We start from the raw sequence: 17,178 nt of genomic DNA on the forward strand, positions 1-17,178 counted from the left end.
GTTGAGTCCAAGGCAAGCCGGGCGCAGCGCCCGGCTTTTTTACGCCCGGCCGTAACTATATAAACAGCATCACTCACCGCTTTATTGATAAAGGCTGCAGACGAATTCAATCAAAACCGCGCAGCTCGCACCAGTCGGTCACAGGTGCACGGGTGGACCGCCACTGATTGACGGGTGCCGTCTTGTCCTCATAGCCCAGCGCCATGCCAAAGGCGATCTGGTAGCCCTGGGGCAGCGCCAGCTGACGGGCCACAAAATCGCCATAGTTGCGCCAGAAGCCCTGGGCGCAGGTCGCAAGCCCTTTTTGCGTGGACAGCAACATCAGCGACTGCAGATAAAGCCCCAGATCCACCCACTGCGCATGCACCATGCGCTCTTCCACGGCGACAAAAATGCCTACCGGTGCACCAAACATCTGGGCATTGCGGGCCAGCTGCATCAGGCGGCCGCGCTTGTCCTCGCGCGGCAACTGGAGTGCTTGGTATAGCTGCTCGCCATTATCGAAGCGGCGGCTGCGGTACGGCTCCCACAGCTGGGCCGGGTAGACCAGGGCGGGATCCGGGTTGGGCACGGCCGTGGCCATGGCGGCGCGCAAGTCGCTCAGGCTTTGGCCTGTCAGCGCGATCACGCGCCAGGGTTGCAGATTGCCACCCGATGCCGCCTGGCCTGCAGCAGCCAGCAAGGTCTTGACCAGCGCGCCATCGACGGTCTGCGGCAAGAACGCGCGCACCGAATGGCGCTGCTGCAATGCCTGTTCCACATTCATCATGCTTGAGTCCGGGGTTGAAACCAGGCCCAGTCTCAGACCCAGCGACCGGCCCGCCGCCCCTCAAATCAACTAATGGCAAGCACTGAGCCGCATCCATCGCCCCATGAAAAAAGCCGGAGGATTCCGGCTTTTGCTATTGAATACGCAGCTGACAGCGCTTGAATGACAAGCGCTTGAAGGCTATTTACCCATGATCTGATCGATCTTGTCCTTCTGGAAGGCCTGGGGGCGCTCCGACTCGCAGGGCATGCAATCCGACACCTTGCCCTGAATCGACAGCTTCTCGATCGCCGCCCACAGCAGCGCTATCTGCTTTTCATGGCAGGCAGCACCTTCGGACAGGCCGCGCATGGCCAGAGCCACGGGGTCCACTTCCGAGGTAATGCCATAGGCGGAAAAGCCCGATTTATCCGCCTCGCCCGCAGCGGCTGCCGCCTCGGAAGCCGGCGCAGCCTTGGATGCGGCATCGGTCTCGACCACGTCAGTCACATCGGCGCTGTGGCCGTTCTTGCTGGCAATGATGCGCGCCGGAATGCCCACGGCGGTTGCGCCGGCCGGCACGGGCTTGATGACCACGGCATTGCTGCCGATCTTGGCACCATCACCGACCTCGAAACCGCCCAGCACCTTGGCGCCCGCGCTGACCACCACGTTCTTGCCCAGCGTGGGGTGGCGCTTGCTGCCTTTGTACAGCGAGGTGCCGCCCAGCGTAACGCCGTGATAAATCGTGCAGCCGTCGCCCACCACGGCGGTTTCGCCGATCACCACGCCCATGCCGTGGTCAATGAAGACCTGTTTGCCGATCACGGCCCCGGGATGGATTTCAATGCCCGTGAACCAGCGGCCCATATGGGAGATGAAACGGCCCAGCCATTTGAAGCCATGCGTCCAGCACCAGTGCGCGGGTCGCTGCAGCCAGATGGCATGCAAGCCCGGGTAACAGGTGATGACCTCCCAGGTGCTGCGGGCCGCAGGATCGCGGTCGAGAATGCACTGGATGTCGGAGCGCAGGCGAGCAAGCATCAAAAGCTTATAAGGTAAAGATTGACAGGGATGCTCAGTCTAGCGGCTTGGCGGCTGCGCCTTCAGCATGGCTTTGGCAACACCGCGAAGAATATGGATTTCTTCCTGGGTCAGCTGCGCGCGATTGAAAAGCTGGTTAAGCCGGGGCATGAGCTTCTTGGGCGCCGCCGGGTCCAGAAAGCCGATATGGGCCAGTGCCTGCTCCCAGTGGCCCAGCATGCCCTGGACCTGGGCCATGTCGGCCCGGTTCACCTCGGGCGTGATCTCTGCCTGCGGAAAACCGCCCAGCGCCAGACGCCACTCATAGGCCACGACCTGAATCGCCGAACCCAGATTGAGCGAGCCGAACTTGGGATTGGACGGAATGGACAGGGCCACATCGCAGCGGTACACATCCTCGTTGCTCATGCCAAAGCGCTCGCAGCCAAACAGAAAGGCCACGCCCTTCTGGTTGCAGGCAACGCCCGGCGTGACGGCGTTATCGGTCAAATCGCCATCAACCGAGGGTTCAGAGCGCGTATCCAGCTCGCCTTTCAATAGCATCTCGAAATGCTGGCGCGGCGTGCGCGTGGGCGGGCCAAAGTCGCGCGGCGTCATGGCCGTGGCGCACATGTGGCTGATGCCATCCAGGGCTTCCTCCAGCGTCTCGACCACGCGGGCCTGGTTGAGCACATCCAGCGCGCCGCTGGCCCGCTGAATGGTTTCTTCCTTGCGCAGCACATTGGCCCAGCGCGGGCGCACCAGCACCAGATCATCAAAATCCATGGTCTTGAGCGCGCGAGCTGCAGCGCCCACATTGCCGGCATGGCTGGTTTCAATCAATACGAATCGGGTTTTCATCAAGACTAAAGGCCCCACTTGTGGCCCAGATAAGACGGTGACCTCGCGCAAGCGGCTCTCTCTGGTACGCAGGAATAGAGCACCCTAGAAGGCCCACAAAACAGCGGGCCGAGCAACACAAAAAACGCAGGCTGGTTAGAATTGCGCCTATTGTCGCCGCCCCGCATCGCCGGTCGCGGCTTTTTACGTTCTTACCCGCGTCGAGCAGTCCTGTTTTCCTGGCTGCTGCGCCAACGCAATCACAATTTATGTCGAACTCCCTGCACCCCATGCTCAACGTGGCCATCAAGGCTGCTCGCGCCGCTGGCGCCCTCATCAACCGTGCCGCACTAGATGTGGAATCGGTGCGCGTTGCGCAAAAGCAGGTAAACGACTTTGTGACCGAGGTAGACCAGGCCTCCGAGCGCGCCATCATCGAGACGCTGCTCACCGCCTATCCCCAACACTCCATCCTGGCCGAAGAATCGGGCAACGAACACGGCACCAAGGGTTCGGACTATGTCTGGATCATTGACCCCCTGGACGGCACGACCAACTTCATCCACGGCTTCCCCGTGTACTGCGTGAGCATCGCTCTGGCCTACAAGGGCAAGATCGAGCAGGCCGTGGTGTACGACCCCAGCCGCAACGACCTGTTCACCGCCACCCGTGGCCGTGGCGCCTACCTGAACGAGCGCCGCATCCGCGTCTCCAAGCGCAGCCAGCTCAAGGACTGCCTGATCTCCACCGGCTTCCCCTTCCGCCGTGGCGACAACTTCAAGCAATACATGAACATGCTGGGCGATGTGATGCAACGCACGGCTGCCGTGCGTCGCCCCGGCGCCGCCGCTCTGGATCTGGCCTATGTGGCTGCCGGGTTCTCCGACGGCTTCTTTGAATCCGGCCTGTCCATCTGGGACGTGGCTGCAGGTTCGCTGCTGGTCAGCGAAGCCGGCGGTCTGGTGGGCAACTTCACCGGCGAAGCCGACTTCCTGGAACAAAAGGAATGCATGGCTGCCAACCCCCGCATTTACGGCGCCCTGATCCCCGTGATCGGCAAGTACAGCAAGTTCGCCACCGCCGGTGAAAAGGCCGACGTGCGCCAAGCCATCGACAGCGGTACCGACGAGGAATCTGCCCAGGCAGACCAGTCCGACGCTGAATAAGCAGCTCTGACAAGATAAAAAAGCGGTCGCCCCACGGCTGCGGAGAGAGCCCGATCCGGTGGATCGGGCTCTTTTTTTGCCTGTGCTCATGGGGCGCCTCCACACAAATCACAAATTCAGGCGCAAGAATTTCGGCCAATGCAGGCATTGGTAGACATTCATGACTGATTTTTTCAGCCAGCACTGGTCGCTGGCAATCGACTGGATTTCGGGCCGGGTGGTGGTTCCCGTGGTCAACGCCCTGGATGTGGCCCAGGCCGCAGGCAATCCGCGCGAGATTGCCGAAGCGGTGTTGATTTCGGCACTGCAGCTGTTTCTCATCGCCTGCGTGATGCGGCCGCTGGAGAGCTTGATCCCGGCGGAGCGCTGGGCCCAGCGCCGCCACACCACGGTAGACCGCAATATGACGCTGCTCATGCTGCTGGGCCTGTTTCCGCTGTTCAGTTTTCTGATCCTGATGCCCGTGGCCCATATGCTGGGCGGCGGCCCCGCCACCGAGGAAGCCAGCGGCCTCAAGGCCTGGCTGCCCTGGTTCGAGAACCATCCCTATCTGCTGTTTGCCCTGTACTACGTGATCTACGACCTCACGTATTACTGGATGCACCGCGCCCAACATGTCATTCCCTGGTGGTGGGCCATGCACAGCATGCACCACAGCCAGCGCCAGATGAGCTGCTGGAGCAATGACCGCAGCCACTATCTGGACGGTGTGCTGCAAAGCTTTGTCCTGGCCGCCGTGGGGCTGCTCATGGGTGTGGAGCCTTCGGAATTTGCGCTGCTGGGCCTGATCAGCGAACTGGTGCAAAACTTCTCGCACGCCAATGTGGCGCTGCGCCTGGGCTGGGTCGGCAAGATAGGTGAGCGCCTTTTCGTTGGCCCGCGCTTTCACCGCAACCACCATATGCTGCGTGATGCCGACAGACCCGAGCGCCACAACTGCAACTTCGGCCAGGTTCTGCCCTGGTGGGATCAGCTGTTTGGCACGGCCCTCTATCACCACGAGGCTCTGCGCCCCACGGGCGTAAGCGACCCCGAAGTCGATGCCGACAACGAGCGCGGTCTGATTGCCATGCAGTGGTACACCTTGCGCCGCTTCTGGGGTGCTTTCAGCTGCCGCGCGGGCTGGCGACTGGGCGATGTCTCCTTTGGCCCCGGCTATCGCCCTGTCCACGATGTGGACGAAGCAAACACTCGCAGCGGCGGCCCCGCAGCCTCTCAAGCCTCGGTGGGCTCGGTGAAATAGGCTCAGGCACAGAGCTTTTGGTCATCGCCGATAATCTGCGGTTTGGCGCAGCACCGCTGCCGCGCCCCCTGATTGCCAAACGCTGAAGCGATGACCCAGAAAAGTACAGTAAACCCGTCGCTGGCCAATTTCCCCGATATGACGGACCTCTCGGCGCACACGCCGATGTTCCAGCAATACCTGCCTCTGAAGGCCGAGTATCCCGATACCCTCGTTTTCTATCGCATGGGCGATTTCTACGAGCTGTTCTTTGGCGATGCCGAAAAAGTCACCCGCCTGCTGGACATCACGCTGACCTCGCGCGGCCAGACCGCAGGCCAGCCGATTCCCATGGCCGGCGTGCCGTTTCATGCGCTGGAGAACTACCTGGGCCGCCTGATCAAGATGGGCGAATCGGTGGCGATTTGCGAGCAGGTCGGCGAGATCGGCGCGGGCAAGGGCCCGGTGGAGCGCAAGGTGGTGCGGGTGGTCACGCCCGGCACGCTGACGGACAGCGAGCTGCTCTCGGACAAAAGCGAAGCCATGCTGGTCGCCGTGCACACCGCAGGCCGTCAGCGCGTGGGGCTGGCCTGGATGGCCGTGACCCAAGGCCGTATCCACATGGCCGAGTGCGCAGCCGACGAGCTGGGCGCCTGGCTATCGCGCATCAGCCCCAGCGAAGTAATTTACAGCGCCGGCGTGACCGAGCGCTTCGAGCAAAACCTGCTGGCCATCAAGCACAGCGGCGCCATCAGCTGCCCGCTGTCGCCGCGCCCCGACTGGCAGTTCGACTCCGGTCTGGGCGAGCGCAAGCTGCTCGAGCTTCTGGGCGCCGCCAGTCTCAAGGCCTGGGAGGCCGAGAACCTGGCCCTGGCCCATGCCGCCAGCGCTGCCCTGCTGTCGTACGCCGAGCACACCCAGGGCCGCAACCTCACCCATATCCACGCCATTGCCGTGCAGCGCGACGACGAGCTGATTGCTCTGCCTCTGGCCACCCGCCGCAATCTGGAGCTGGTCAAGACCTTGCGCGGCGAAGATTCGCCCACACTGTTCTCGCTGCTGGACAGCTGCATGACCGGCATGGGCAGCCGCTTGCTCAAGACCTGGATGCTGGAGCCCGAGCGCAACCGCAAGGCCGCCATGCAGCGGCTCGATGCCATACGCGTGCTGCGCGGAAGCGGCGCCGGCATGGCGCCCTGGCAAGCGCTGCGCGCCGAGCTCAAGGGCGTCAGCGATGTGGAGCGCATCACCGCCCGCACGGCGCTGCGCCAGGTGCGGCCGCGCGAACTGGTGGGCCTGTCCAAGACGCTACAAAAATCGCAGCTACTGGCGCAATCGGGTAGTACGCCTTCAGCCTATCTGACTCAGATTTTCACCGATCTGTTGCCGCCCGAAGGCTGCGCCGAGCTGCTGGCCCGAGCCATCATGGAAGAGCCTGCCGCCCTGGTGCGCGATGGCGGGGTGATCGCCACCGGCTTTGATGCCGAGCTGGACGAGCTGCGTGCCATTCAGAACAACTGCGACGAATTTCTGCTGGAGCTGGAAGCCAAGGAAAAGCTGCTGACCGGCATTCCCAATCTGCGCGTGCAGTTCAACAAGGTGCATGGCTTCTACATCGAAGTCACCAACAGCTACAAGGATGCGGTGCCCGAGCGCTTTCGCCGCCGCCAGACGCTCAAAAATGCCGAGCGCTACATCACGCCCGAGCTCAAGGTCTTCGAGGACAAGGCGCTATCGGCCCAGGAACGTGCCCTGCAGCGCGAAAAATGGCTTTACGAGCAGATTCTCGATCAGCTCCAGCCCCATGTGCCGGCCCTGACCCGCGTGGCGCAGGCGATTGCGGCGCTGGATGTGCTGTGCACGCTGGCCGAACGCTCGCTGACGCTCAACTGGAGCGAGCCCGAGTTCGTCAGCCATCCCTGCATAGAGATCGAGGCCGGCCGCCACCCGGTGGTAGAAGCGCGCATGGCCGAATCGTCCAGCGGCAGCTTCATCGCCAACCACACGCGCATGAACACCAACACGCGCATGCAGATCATTACCGGCCCCAATATGGGCGGTAAATCGACCTATATGCGCCAGGTGGCGCTGATCACCTTGCTGGCCAGCATGGGCAGCTATGTGCCTGCGGCCAGCTGCCGCCTGGGGCCGATAGACGCCATCCACACCCGGATCGGCGCGGCCGATGACCTGGCCAATGCCCAGTCCACCTTCATGATGGAGATGACCGAGGCCGCGCAGATTCTGCATGCCGCCACGCCCCACTCCCTGGTGCTGATGGACGAGATCGGCCGCGGCACCAGCACTTTTGACGGTCTGGCCCTGGCCAGCGGCATTGCCAGCCAGCTGCATGACAAGACCAAGGCTTTCACGCTGTTTGCCACCCATTACTTCGAGCTGACCGAGCTGCCGGCCAAGGCCCGCGCAGCCGTCAACGTACACGTGGGTGCGGCCGAATCGGGCAGCGATATCGTGTTTCTGCACGAGATCCAGGCCGGTCCGGCCAGCCGTAGCTACGGGATTCAGGTCGCCAAACTCGCCGGCATGCCTGCCGCCGTGCTGCACCACGCCCGCCATGCGCTGGAAGCGCTGGAGAACCAGGCCGGCGAAAATGAGCTGCAGGTCAATCTGTTCGATGCTCCCGACATGCCTGACACATCGGCGATTCACGACCCGCTGGCCGAGGCCCTGGCCGCCATCAACCCCGATGCACTGAGCCCGCGTGAAGCGCTGGAAGCGCTGTACCAACTCAAGAAGCTGAGCAACAGCGCTGCCTGATCCTTCCGAACTTGAACACGGGCCTTTGAATCCTCAGGCCCTGCGTTCGGGTTCAGGCCTCCAGCAAATGTTGCGGCCTGGGCTGCGGAGACGGGCTAAGCAGGGGCTTGTCGCCCAGTTTGAAGGCCGACACCTCTCCCATCAGGCGCACGGCCTGCTCGCGCAAGCTGGTCGCAGCAGCTGCCGACTGCTCGACCAGTGCGGAGTTCTGCTGCGTGGCGTCGTCCAACCCGGCCACGGATTGGTTGATCTCGGCAATGCCGCGCCCCTGCGTCTGTGAAGCGTCGCTGATCTCCTCGATGATCTGCGTCACCTTGATCACAGCGTCCAGCAGCTCCTGCATGGTGGCGCCCGCATGCTCCACCTGCTGCGAGCCGCTGCCCACCTGGGTTACGGAATCGGTGATGAGCTGGCGCACCTCCTTGGCCGCTTCGGCCGAGCGCTGAGCCAGGCTGCGTACCTCGGCCGCTACCACGGCAAAGCCGCGGCCCTGTTCGCCGGCACGCGCAGCTTCCACGGCCGCGTTGAGCGCCAGAATATTGGTCTGGAAGGCAATGCCGTCGATCACACCGATGATGTCGACGATCTTGCGCGAGGAGTGATTGATGCCCTCCATGGTCACCACCACCTGCTGGAAGGCCGCGCCACCGCGCTCGGCCACGCCGCGCGCCGACTGCGCCAAACCGCCGGCGCTGCGCGTGGCCTCAGTATTGGTCTGCACGCTGTCCGTCAGCACCGATAGCGATGCAGCCGTCTGCTGCAGCGCGCTGGCCGCCTGCTCGGTGCGCTGGCTCAGATCCTGGTTACCCTGGGCCACTTCGGAGCTGGCCACGGAAATTGAATCTGCCGCCTGGCGCACCGCACCCACCATGCGCTCCAGCGAAGAGACAAAGCGGTTGAAAGCCGAGGCCAGCGCGCCCACCTCGTCATTGCTCTCCACTGGCATGCGCCTGCTCAGGTCGCCATGGCCATCAGCAATTTCTTCCAGCATGCGCGCCGCGCGGCCAACGGGTGCGGCAATGGCCCGGCTCACCAGCCAGATCACCAGCAGGCCGATGCCGCCGCCCACCAGGCCGGCCACGACCGAGGTCAGTGCAATGGTGCGTCGCACGCCGCCCAGCACCTGGGCCTCGGGGAGCTCCGCGATCACGTACACATCCAGCTCTGGCACATAGGAGGAGGCAATCAGTTGCCGGCCCGACGGCGCATCGTACATGGCGTGGGCAAAGCGCTCGCGCTTCAGCAGCGAGGCGCTGAGATCGGCGCTGAAGCCAGGCCTATCCTTGAGCCAGTGCTTGCCGTCCACCAGCGCCGGATCGCGGTGCACAAGGATGCTGCCATTGCCGCGCACCAGAGAAATCGAACCGGACTCCCCCACCTTGTAGCCACGCACGGCCTGGGCCAGTTCATCCACCGACAGGCTCAGACCCGCAATGCCCTGCTTGCCATGGCCCGCGTCGAACTTGACGTTGATGAACAGCATGTAGACATTGGAGTTCGCATCCTTGTCGATCTCCAGTACCTGCGACTTGTCGCTGGCAAGCAGATCGTAGAACCATTTGTCTCCCTGGCCCGTGGGTGCCAGCTTGCGCACCAGGCCCTGCTCGCCAAAGTACTGGCCCGTGCTGCCCGACACCCAGAACACCGAGGAAGCCCTGGCCTGCTGTTTGACTGCCTGGGCGTACTTGGCCCAGGCCGCGTTGCCGCCCTCTGGTTCGCCGGCGGTTTCCCAGTCCAGCACAAAGCTGTTGCCTGCCACGGATTTGGCCATGGCCAGCGGCATGCCGATCTGGCGCAAAATGTCGTTGCGGATCTCACCCACGACGGCGGGCAGCTCCTGGCTCACCACCCGCTCGCTCAAACTGGCGCCCGTCAGCACAAAGCCCAGCACCGTGGAGACGGTCACGAACAGCAGTAGGCAAGCCACCATGCTGGACATGAGCTTGGTCTGTATCGACAGATTGCGAAACACATGCATTGGGGCCCTCCTCCGGCCAACAGTAAGTAATTGCTTCCAAAAGGAATTGCATCTTTTTATGCGTCAACTCCATGCATCTCAGGGACTTCCTCATCCGGAATCTGCACCTGGGTACGGGCATGGCTGCGGCCGATGTTCCAATGCCGCCATCGGCAATATTCAAACCCTTCTAGAATCGCGTTGCAGCGCGTGCTTACCGCTATCTTTTCTGAAGCATTAAACGCTTACCAGATCTGGATTTCATACGATTTTCATTATTATATTTATCACCCATGACATACTGCGTCGCTCTCAAGCTCAACGCCGGTCTCGTGTTCCTGTCCGATTCGCGCACCAATGCGGGACTGGATCAGATCAGCTCTTTCCGCAAGGCCATGGTCTATGAAAAGCCCGGCGACCGTTTCATGGTGTTGCTGGCGGCCGGTAACCTGTCCATCACGCAGTCCGTGCGCGAGCTGCTGGAGCGCTTTCAGCTCGAGGACGAAGCCAGCGGCGAGGCGCTGACGATATGGAATGTGCGCAGCATGTTCGATGCGGCCCGCGTGCTGGGCGCTGCCGTGCGCCATGTCTATGACCGCGAAGCCGCCGCCCTGCAGCGTGCCGGCGTGGATTTCAATATCTCCATGGTGCTGGGCGGGCAGATCCAGGGCGAGACCATGCGCCTGTTCCAGGTCTATTCGGCCGGCAACTTCATCGAAGCCACGGGCGAGACCCCTTATTTCCAGATCGGCGAATCCAAATACGGCAAACCCGTGCTCGACCGCGTCATCACGCTGGAAACCCCGCTGGACGAAGCCGCCAAGTGCGCACTGGTGTCCATGGACAGCACGCTCAAGTCCAATCTCTCGGTAGGCCTGCCGCTGGACTTGATCGTCTACGAGAAAAACCGTTTCGCCACCGACAAAATCGTCTGCCTGGATGCCGACAACCCCTATCTGCGCATGCTGCACGACAGCTGGGGCGAGCGCCTGCGCCATGTATTCGACAGCATTGAAGACCCGGCCTGGGGCGGTGGCGAAACCGATGCACCGATTCGCGTGCACAGCCGCCTGGCCCATCCGCTGGTCAAGGTGGCCGCGCCCCCGCCGCTGAGCGAATCGGCAGGCCAGCATCAGGGCGCAGGCAATCTGCCCCCTACGGCCTTGCGCCAGCCCATGGTTCCCGTGCAGGTCAGCCTGTTGACGGCCAAGGAGTACCAGCGCATGCAGACCGAGGCCGAGCAGGCACGCCTGCAACACCAGGGCAGCAACTTCTTTCCCAAACGCTGAGACCTGCGATTACCAATGCACCTGAGGGTGCGTTTTGTTTGCCTGAAGACACCACTGAGCCCTACCCCGCCCATCATGCCCATGACCAAGGCAACTGCCCCCACCAAAGCCCAGCCTGCCGAGCCCCAGACCCTGCCTGTGGTGTTTGCCCATGCCAACAGCTTTCCCCTGCCCACCTACAGCCTGTTGTTTTCCCTGCTGGCCCAGCGCGGCATCCAGGCCAACGGCGTGCAGCGCTTCGGCCATGACGCCAAGCGCCCGGTCACCAACCACTGGCCCCATCTGGTCGATGAGCTGGTCGAATTTACCGAGAGCGAAGTCAAGCGCCTGGGCCATAGCGTCTATCTGCTGGGTCATTCTCTGGGCGGCATTCTGAGCTTTCTGGCGGCATCCAAGCGCCCCGAGCTGGTACGCGGCGTGCTGCTGATCGACTCGCCCCTGCTGGGCGGCTGGAAGGCCAATGCCCTGGGCCTGGTCAAGCAGGCGCAGATCGTGGGCTCCATTTCACCGGGCAAGATCAGCCAGCGCCGGCGCAATACCTGGGCCGACAATGCCGAGGCGCTTAGCTACTTTCGCAGCAAGAAAGCCTTTGCCCAATGGCATCCGCAAGTGCTGCAAGACTATGTGGAGCAAGGCCTGGTGGACGAACAGGGCAAGCGCAGCCTGCTCTTCAGCCGCGAGGTGGAAACCGCCATCTACAACACCTTGCCCAGCAATCTCAACAGCCAGCTGCGTCGCCAGCCCGTGCGCTGCCCCGTGTCCTTTATCGGCGGCCGCTCCTCGGTGGAAATGCGCCAGGTGGGCATGGAGATGACGAACCGCATCACCAGGGGTCGCATCATGATGCTGGACGGCAGCCACCTTTTCCCCATGGAACGCCCCGAGGCCACGGCCGCCGCCATCGAGGCCTCTCTGCTCAATATGGAGCAGACCCTGCTGCAGAAAAGCGCAACCTGAACGCTCCTGAATCAATAGCTTGTTGCGATTGTATTGATTGGGCTTGAGGCCTATTTCATTCAAAAATGCAAGCCACCATCAAAAAAAGCCACATGCAGTGGCTTTTTTTGATGGGTGAAACGGCGCTCAGTGGTTCCAGTTCACCACGCCGGTATAGGCCGTCACCAGCACGATGATGCCGAAGACAATGCGGTACCAGGCAAAGGGCACAAAGCTGTTGGTGGAGATGAAGCGCAGCAACCAGCGCACGCACAGCCAGGCGCTGATGAAGGAGAAGATCAGGCCCACGGCAAACATGGGCACGTCGGCCATGGACAGCAGCGCCCTCTCCTTGTAGAGGCTGTAGACGCCCGCGCCGATCAGCGTGGGCATGGCCAGGAAGAAGGAGAAATCGGTGGCGGCCTTGCGCGACAAGCCCATGAGCATGCCGCCAATGATGGTGGAGCCGCTGCGGCTGGTGCCGGGCACCAGGGCAAAGCACTGGACCACACCCACCTTCAGCGCATCCAGCGGCGTCATGTCGTCAATCGACTGCACGCGGGTGGCCGATGCCGGGCGCTTTTCGGCCCAGAGAATCACAAAGCCGCCCAGGATGAAGGTAGTCGCCACTACCACGGGGGTGAACAGATGCTCCTGGATGTATTTGCCGAAAATCAGCGCCAGCACCACGGCGGGCAAGAAGCCGATGATCACATTGAGCGCAAATTTTTGCGCCTGGCGGCTGGTGGGCAGCTCCACCAGCGTGCTGCGAATCTTTTGCCAGTACACCAGCATCACGGCAAAAATGGCGCCGGTTTGAATGGCAATCTCGAAGACCTTGGCCTTGGCATCCACAAAGCCCATCAGCGAGCCCGCCAAAATCAGGTGGCCGGTTGAGGAAATCGGCAAGAACTCGGTCAGCCCTTCCACAATGCCCATGATGGCGGCTTTGAGCAGCAATAAAGTATCCACGCGAATCGTCCTTAGGATGCAGGGTTGGGAAACAAAGCCGCCCATTATCCGCCGCACCGATGGCATGCCTATGCTCAAGCCCGACAGCGTGGCGAGCATCGCAAACTTTTACACGCCGCGCCCTGATAGGCAAAGCCGCCAAGCTGTGCTGCAATGGCTGCGCGCCGGCTGTCGGCGTTTTTCAAGCATCACACCATCATGAAAAAACTCCTTGTCTTGGCAGTTGCCTCTCTGGCTTGCAGCATGGGCATGGCCGCAGAGGACAAACCCAAAACCGCCCAGCAGCAGCTCATGGGCACTTGCAACACCGAAGCCACGGGCAAAAAAGGCGATGAACGCAAGGAATTCATGAAGTCCTGCCTGTCCGACGGAAAAAAGCGCCAGCAAGAACGCATGAAGTCCTGCAACGCCGATGCAACTGGCAAGAAAGGCGACGAGCGCAAAGCCTTTATGAGCGAGTGTCTGAAAAAGAGCTAAGCGTCATCCAGCCCTCTCCAAAAACAAAACGCCATGGGGAAACCATGGCGTTTTTGGTTCAGGCGATCACCACGCCTGGCTTGCGCCGCGCGCGGCGCTTGCGCCACCAGATCACCACCCCGGTGATGGACAGCATGGCCACCATCACACCGACAAAAGACATGAGCACGCGACCGAAAGTGCCCAGAATGCGCCCGCTGTGCAGCGGCAGCTGCAACTGCACAAAGACATCGGCCGCCGTGCCATGCCAGGGACGATAGCTGCCCAGCACCTGGCCGGTGTCCGAACTCACATAGACATTGGACAGACCCATGCCCATGGCGCCAACCTCGTTCTCGGGGTCGAAGAAGGAGATGTTGTAGAACGGGAAATCGCCGCCATACCAGATGCCGCCGGCCGGCGTGGCAATGCCCAGCTTGGCAGCTTCCAGCCTGGCAATCTCTATGGCCTTGGCAAACGAGATTTGGGACTCGATAAAGCTGCCCAGTGGCGCGGGCTTGAGAGTTTCATACGGCCCCGGTGTGGTGGTGGAGACCTTGCTCATCACCGGATAGAACACCTCGCGGTAGAGATTGATCGAGAACGAGGTAAAGGCCACCACCACGATCACGCCCCAGATCCACAGGCCGCCGGCACGGTGCAAGTCAAAGTTGAGCTTGTAGGCACCCGAGCCCCAGCGGATGCGCCAGGAAGGCAGCCAGCGCTGCCACCAGGATTTGCCGGGATTGGCGCTCTCGACCTTGCCCTGCGCCGGCTTTCTTTTGACCGGCAGCGTCAGCACCAGCGCCCAGAAGCTGTCTGCCAGCCACAACAGCGCCAGAGCGCCCATGAACCAGTAGCCCCAGCGGTTGCTGCCGGCAAACGTGGGGCTGAGCAGGCTTTCATGCAGATTGCGCAGCCAGGGCATGAGGTTGCGCTGGCTCAGGGCCACACTCTTGGAATCTCGATGGCCGGTGATGGCACCCGTCACCGGATCCACAAAGACCGTGTTGTAGTCCAGCACATAGGGCTTGGCCGTGGCGGGGTCCACCAGTGGGCGCACCATGAAGGAAGCCGCTTCGCCTGGGCTCAGACCCAGCGTCATATAAGAAATGTCCACGCGCGGGTCCGCTGCCTGCACTACGGCCGCCAGTTCCAGCGGCGTTTTGAGTGCGCCCTTGCCGGGCGTGTGCAGCATGTCGGCATTGAGCCAGTCATCGAGCTCGTGATCCCAGGAGAGCACGGCCCCCGTGAGTCCGGCCATGACGAGAAAGCCCGCCAGAAACAGCCCGACCCAGCGGTGAACAATCGTCCAGAGTGCGCGCATCAGAAGTTGACGGTTGCGCTGAGCGACAGCGTACGCGGAGCCGACTGCACCAGATAGTTGGAGCCAGGATAGCCGCCCACCGAGGCCCAGAAGTTCTTGTCGAACAGATTATCCAGACGGGCGCGCAGCGTGAGCATGCGGTTATTGCCCAGATCCACCAGATAGCGCGCGCCGATATCGGTACGCGTCCAGCCCGCAACCTTCAGGGTGTTGCTGGCATTGGCGTACTGGCCGGAGGAATGGATGACGCGCGCATTGAGCGACAGGCCGGAGACTGCCGGCACATCCCAGTCCACACCCACCGTGGCCTGGCGCTTGGGCACGCCGATGGCATAGCGGTTGTTCTGGCTGGCATCGGCCGCCTGCTTGATCTTGGCATCCGTCAGCGTCAGGCCGCCGAGCAGGCGCAAGCCCTTGAGCGGCTCACCAAACACATTGAATTCCAGGCCTTGATTGCGCTGCTTGCCGTTCTGACCGAACACCTGGTTGAGCACATAACTGCTGGGAACATCCGTGGTATAGAAAGCAGCCGTCGCGCCCAGATCGCCACGCTGCCACTTCACGCCCACTTCCTTTTGCTTGGATTTATAGGGTGCAAACACCTGACCGGCATTGAGCACCGGCAGATTGTTGGCCAGCGCCGGGGCCACTGCGCCCTTGGTCAGGCCTTCGATGTAGTTGGCGTAGACGGAGACATCGTCCGTGGCCTTGAACACCACGGCCAGCGATGGCGTGGTGGCGGACTTCTTGTAGCTATCGGTCTGCGCGCCCGTGTTGTAGTCATAGCTGCTCTGGTCCATGCGCTGATGGCGCAGGCCCAGCGTCACGCGCAGACGGTCGTCTAGCATGGACAGCGTGTCGCCCAGCGCAAAACTGTCAAAGCGGGTCTCGCCCACCTTGTAGGGATTGCCCAGGCTGCCGCCAAAAAACACATGGTCGGGCGCTACGCTGGCATAAGGCCGGTACAGATTGTTGCTCACCCCCAGCCCCATGGCCCAGGCACCGGACTCGGTGGCGGAATAGGTGCTGGCCGAAGCCACCATTTCATGGCCCACACTGCCGGTCTGCAGCCGGGTGCGGATACCGACTTCCGCCGTGCCTACGCGGTCCTTGCGCGTGTTGTCAAAACGCGTGCCCGTGGTGTCGCCTGCGGTGTTGAGCATGGTCACGCCGCTGTTGGAGTTGTCTTCCTTGCTGCGGCGCAGACCGCCGGCCGCCCAGGCGGTGGTCGTGGCATTGATATCCCATTCGCCGCGCAAGGTGGCAAACAGATCGCGCTCCTTGGAATAAGTCCAGTCCTGGCCGTAGTTGGTCTTGTTGTCCGGTACGGCAGGAATGAAGTCCGAAGGCGTCACGCTGGGGCGGCCGCCACGGTAGCTGTTGCGCTGATAGCCCAGGTCGGCAGATAGGCGCACATCGCGGCTGCGCCAGTCCAGTCCCAGGCCGATGGCGGTCAGCGATCGGTCTTCGCCCTTGATGCCCGTGCCACCTTCACGGTGCACCGCATTCAGGCGCACGCCCGCGCTCTGATCCGGGCCGAAGCGGCGCGAGAGATCGGTGGAGGCATAAGCCTGGCCGCCGGTCTGAATGCCGGTCGCAACCTGAGACAACGGCTCGCTGCCTGCACGCTTGGGCAAGAGGCTGATGACACCGCCAATGCCGCTGCCGCCCGGCGCCGCGCCGTTGAGGAAAGCATTGGCACCGCGCAGCACTTCCACCCGCTCGAAGAATTCGGCCGCCACGTACTGGCGCGGCAACAGGCCGTAGAGGCCGTTGTAGGCAATATCGTCGGAGTACACCGGCATGCCGCGCAGCATGTACATCTCCTGAAAATTACCAAAACCACGCGCCTGGCGCACGGAAGGATCGTTGAGCAGCACATCGCCCACGCTTTTGGACTGGCTGTCTTCGATCAGCTGCCCGGTATAGGCCGTGGAGGAGAAGGAGGAATCCTTCCAGTTCTGCGTACCCAGCACGCCCATGCGTGCGCCGGTTGCCACCTGTCCGCCGGCAAAAGGCTTGGCCAGGCCTTGGGCCGAGGCATCGGCACTGGCCTCCACCGTCACGGCCTGCAGCGTGGCTTCGGCGGGCTGGGCACTTTGGGCAAACAAGGCCTGCTGGCTGCACAGGGCAATCGCAGCCAAGGAAATCTGGCGAATAGAGAACATCTTGCAATGAGATTGAGAATAATTTTCATCAGCATTACATGACAGGTGCCCCCACCCTGCTCGCAAGCCTGAAACATCCTTGCCGTCAGATTGCCTTCTGTTCAAACCGCTAGCCATCCATGGCAAATAGCGCTATAGGCCTGTGTGAGCAATTGCTTCATGAGACCTGCCAGCGATCGCCACCACCAGCAGCAGCTCCTGCTGCAACTCGCGCCGCCCCCACGCATTTCAGGCCTCGGTTTCGTCGCTTGATCGCAAAGCCCTGGCTTGGCGGCCGGCTCGCTTGCAAAGTCTCC

The 17,178-nt window shown here is 62.2% G+C and carries 13 protein-coding genes; 6 read left to right on the forward strand and 7 right to left on the reverse strand.

Annotation, left to right across the window (positions count from 1 at the left end; all coding sequences use genetic code 11):
* Positions 1-106: 106 nt before the first annotated feature.
* From EAO39_RS17460 to EAO39_RS17470, 3 genes are all read right to left on the reverse strand, one after another.
* On the reverse strand, positions 107-766 hold the full coding sequence (locus EAO39_RS17460; protein ID WP_120971225.1) for a nitroreductase: 660 nt from the start codon (positions 764-766) through the stop codon (positions 107-109).
* A 183-nt stretch (positions 767-949) separates the two neighbouring features.
* Positions 950-1,792 (reverse strand): serine O-acetyltransferase, encoded by an 843-nt coding sequence (gene cysE, locus EAO39_RS17465; protein ID WP_120969979.1) that lies wholly within the window; start codon positions 1,790-1,792, stop codon positions 950-952.
* 39 nt (positions 1,793-1,831) lie between these two features.
* The gene (locus EAO39_RS17470; RefSeq protein WP_120969982.1) at positions 1,832-2,632 is read right to left on the reverse strand and encodes an RNA methyltransferase; all 801 of its coding nucleotides are present in this window, start codon (positions 2,630-2,632) and stop codon (positions 1,832-1,834) included.
* Between the two features lie 248 nt (positions 2,633-2,880).
* Between EAO39_RS17470 and EAO39_RS17475 the strand changes: the two genes are divergently transcribed.
* The 3 genes from EAO39_RS17475 to mutS all read left to right on the forward strand — a co-directional run bounded on the left by EAO39_RS17475 (position 2,881) and on the right by mutS (position 7,777).
* On the forward strand, positions 2,881-3,777 hold the full coding sequence (locus tag EAO39_RS17475) for an inositol monophosphatase family protein (RefSeq protein WP_120969985.1): 897 nt from the start codon (positions 2,881-2,883) through the stop codon (positions 3,775-3,777).
* Positions 3,778-3,937: 160 nt separating this feature from the next.
* Positions 3,938-5,020: a sterol desaturase family protein gene (locus tag EAO39_RS17480; RefSeq protein ID WP_120969988.1), complete on the forward strand. Its 1,083-nt coding sequence runs from the start codon at positions 3,938-3,940 to the stop codon at positions 5,018-5,020.
* 165 nt (positions 5,021-5,185) lie between these two features.
* Positions 5,186-7,777 (forward strand): DNA mismatch repair protein MutS, encoded by a 2,592-nt coding sequence (mutS, locus tag EAO39_RS17485; RefSeq protein WP_240467118.1) that lies wholly within the window; start codon positions 5,186-5,188, stop codon positions 7,775-7,777.
* A gap of 52 nt (positions 7,778-7,829) precedes the next feature.
* On the opposite strand, the gene EAO39_RS17490 is transcribed toward mutS, so the two are convergent.
* Entirely contained in the window at positions 7,830-9,755 is a 1,926-nt protein-coding gene (locus tag EAO39_RS17490; RefSeq protein WP_120969994.1) for a methyl-accepting chemotaxis protein, read from the reverse strand.
* Between the two features lie 272 nt (positions 9,756-10,027).
* On the opposite strand from EAO39_RS17490, the gene EAO39_RS17495 reads away from it, so the two are divergent.
* A complete protein-coding gene (locus tag EAO39_RS17495; protein ID WP_120969997.1) occupies positions 10,028-11,023 on the forward strand; it encodes a proteasome-type protease in 996 nt (331 codons plus the stop codon).
* Between the two features lie 81 nt (positions 11,024-11,104).
* Positions 11,105-11,980, forward strand: coding sequence for an alpha/beta hydrolase (locus tag EAO39_RS17500; protein ID WP_120971226.1), 876 nt, complete (start codon positions 11,105-11,107; stop codon positions 11,978-11,980).
* Between the two features lie 126 nt (positions 11,981-12,106).
* On the opposite strand, the gene EAO39_RS17505 is transcribed toward EAO39_RS17500, so the two are convergent.
* Entirely contained in the window at positions 12,107-12,931 is an 825-nt protein-coding gene (locus tag EAO39_RS17505) for an undecaprenyl-diphosphate phosphatase (protein ID WP_120971227.1), read from the reverse strand.
* 198 nt (positions 12,932-13,129) lie between these two features.
* On the opposite strand from EAO39_RS17505, the gene EAO39_RS17510 reads away from it, so the two are divergent.
* Positions 13,130-13,408 (forward strand): PsiF family protein, encoded by a 279-nt coding sequence (locus tag EAO39_RS17510; RefSeq protein WP_120971228.1) that lies wholly within the window; start codon positions 13,130-13,132, stop codon positions 13,406-13,408.
* A 58-nt stretch (positions 13,409-13,466) separates the two neighbouring features.
* On the opposite strand, the gene EAO39_RS17515 is transcribed toward EAO39_RS17510, so the two are convergent.
* Together EAO39_RS17515 and EAO39_RS17520 are read right to left on the reverse strand one after the other, a co-directional pair.
* On the reverse strand, positions 13,467-14,714 hold the full coding sequence (locus tag EAO39_RS17515) for a PepSY-associated TM helix domain-containing protein (RefSeq protein WP_120970000.1): 1,248 nt from the start codon (positions 14,712-14,714) through the stop codon (positions 13,467-13,469).
* Positions 14,714-16,882, reverse strand: a complete 2,169-nt coding sequence (locus tag EAO39_RS17520; protein ID WP_120970003.1) for a TonB-dependent receptor — start codon at positions 16,880-16,882, stop codon at positions 14,714-14,716. Before EAO39_RS17520 ends, EAO39_RS17515 begins: the two co-directional genes overlap by 1 nt.
* Between the last annotated feature and the right edge of the window lie 296 nt (positions 16,883-17,178).

Source organism: Comamonas sp. lk, from assembly GCF_900564145.1.
In the GTDB taxonomy this organism is placed as follows: domain Bacteria; phylum Pseudomonadota; class Gammaproteobacteria; order Burkholderiales; family Burkholderiaceae_C; genus Comamonas.

What these genes read in the sequence shown, in the direction of transcription:
- EAO39_RS17500 (WP_120971226.1), top strand. Translation starts at nt 11,105, where the DNA reads ATGACCAAGGCAACTGCCCCCACCAAAGCCCAGCCTGCCGAGCCCCAG.
- EAO39_RS17480 (WP_120969988.1), top strand. Translation starts at nt 3,938, where the DNA reads ATGACTGATTTTTTCAGCCAGCACTGGTCGCTGGCAATCGACTGGATT.
- EAO39_RS17475 (WP_120969985.1), top strand. Translation starts at nt 2,881, where the DNA reads ATGTCGAACTCCCTGCACCCCATGCTCAACGTGGCCATCAAGGCTGCT.
- cysE (WP_120969979.1), bottom strand. Translation starts at nt 1,792, where the DNA reads ATGCTTGCTCGCCTGCGCTCCGACATCCAGTGCATTCTCGACCGCGAT.
- EAO39_RS17495 (WP_120969997.1), top strand. Translation starts at nt 10,028, where the DNA reads ATGACATACTGCGTCGCTCTCAAGCTCAACGCCGGTCTCGTGTTCCTG.
- EAO39_RS17515 (WP_120970000.1), bottom strand. Translation starts at nt 14,714, where the DNA reads ATGCGCGCACTCTGGACGATTGTTCACCGCTGGGTCGGGCTGTTTCTG.
- mutS (WP_240467118.1), top strand. Translation starts at nt 5,186, where the DNA reads ATGTTCCAGCAATACCTGCCTCTGAAGGCCGAGTATCCCGATACCCTC.
- EAO39_RS17460 (WP_120971225.1), bottom strand. Translation starts at nt 766, where the DNA reads ATGAATGTGGAACAGGCATTGCAGCAGCGCCATTCGGTGCGCGCGTTC.
- EAO39_RS17470 (WP_120969982.1), bottom strand. Translation starts at nt 2,632, where the DNA reads ATGAAAACCCGATTCGTATTGATTGAAACCAGCCATGCCGGCAATGTG.
- EAO39_RS17490 (WP_120969994.1), bottom strand. Translation starts at nt 9,755, where the DNA reads ATGCATGTGTTTCGCAATCTGTCGATACAGACCAAGCTCATGTCCAGC.
- EAO39_RS17510 (WP_120971228.1), top strand. Translation starts at nt 13,130, where the DNA reads ATGAAAAAACTCCTTGTCTTGGCAGTTGCCTCTCTGGCTTGCAGCATG.
- EAO39_RS17520 (WP_120970003.1), bottom strand. Translation starts at nt 16,882, where the DNA reads ATGTTCTCTATTCGCCAGATTTCCTTGGCTGCGATTGCCCTGTGCAGC.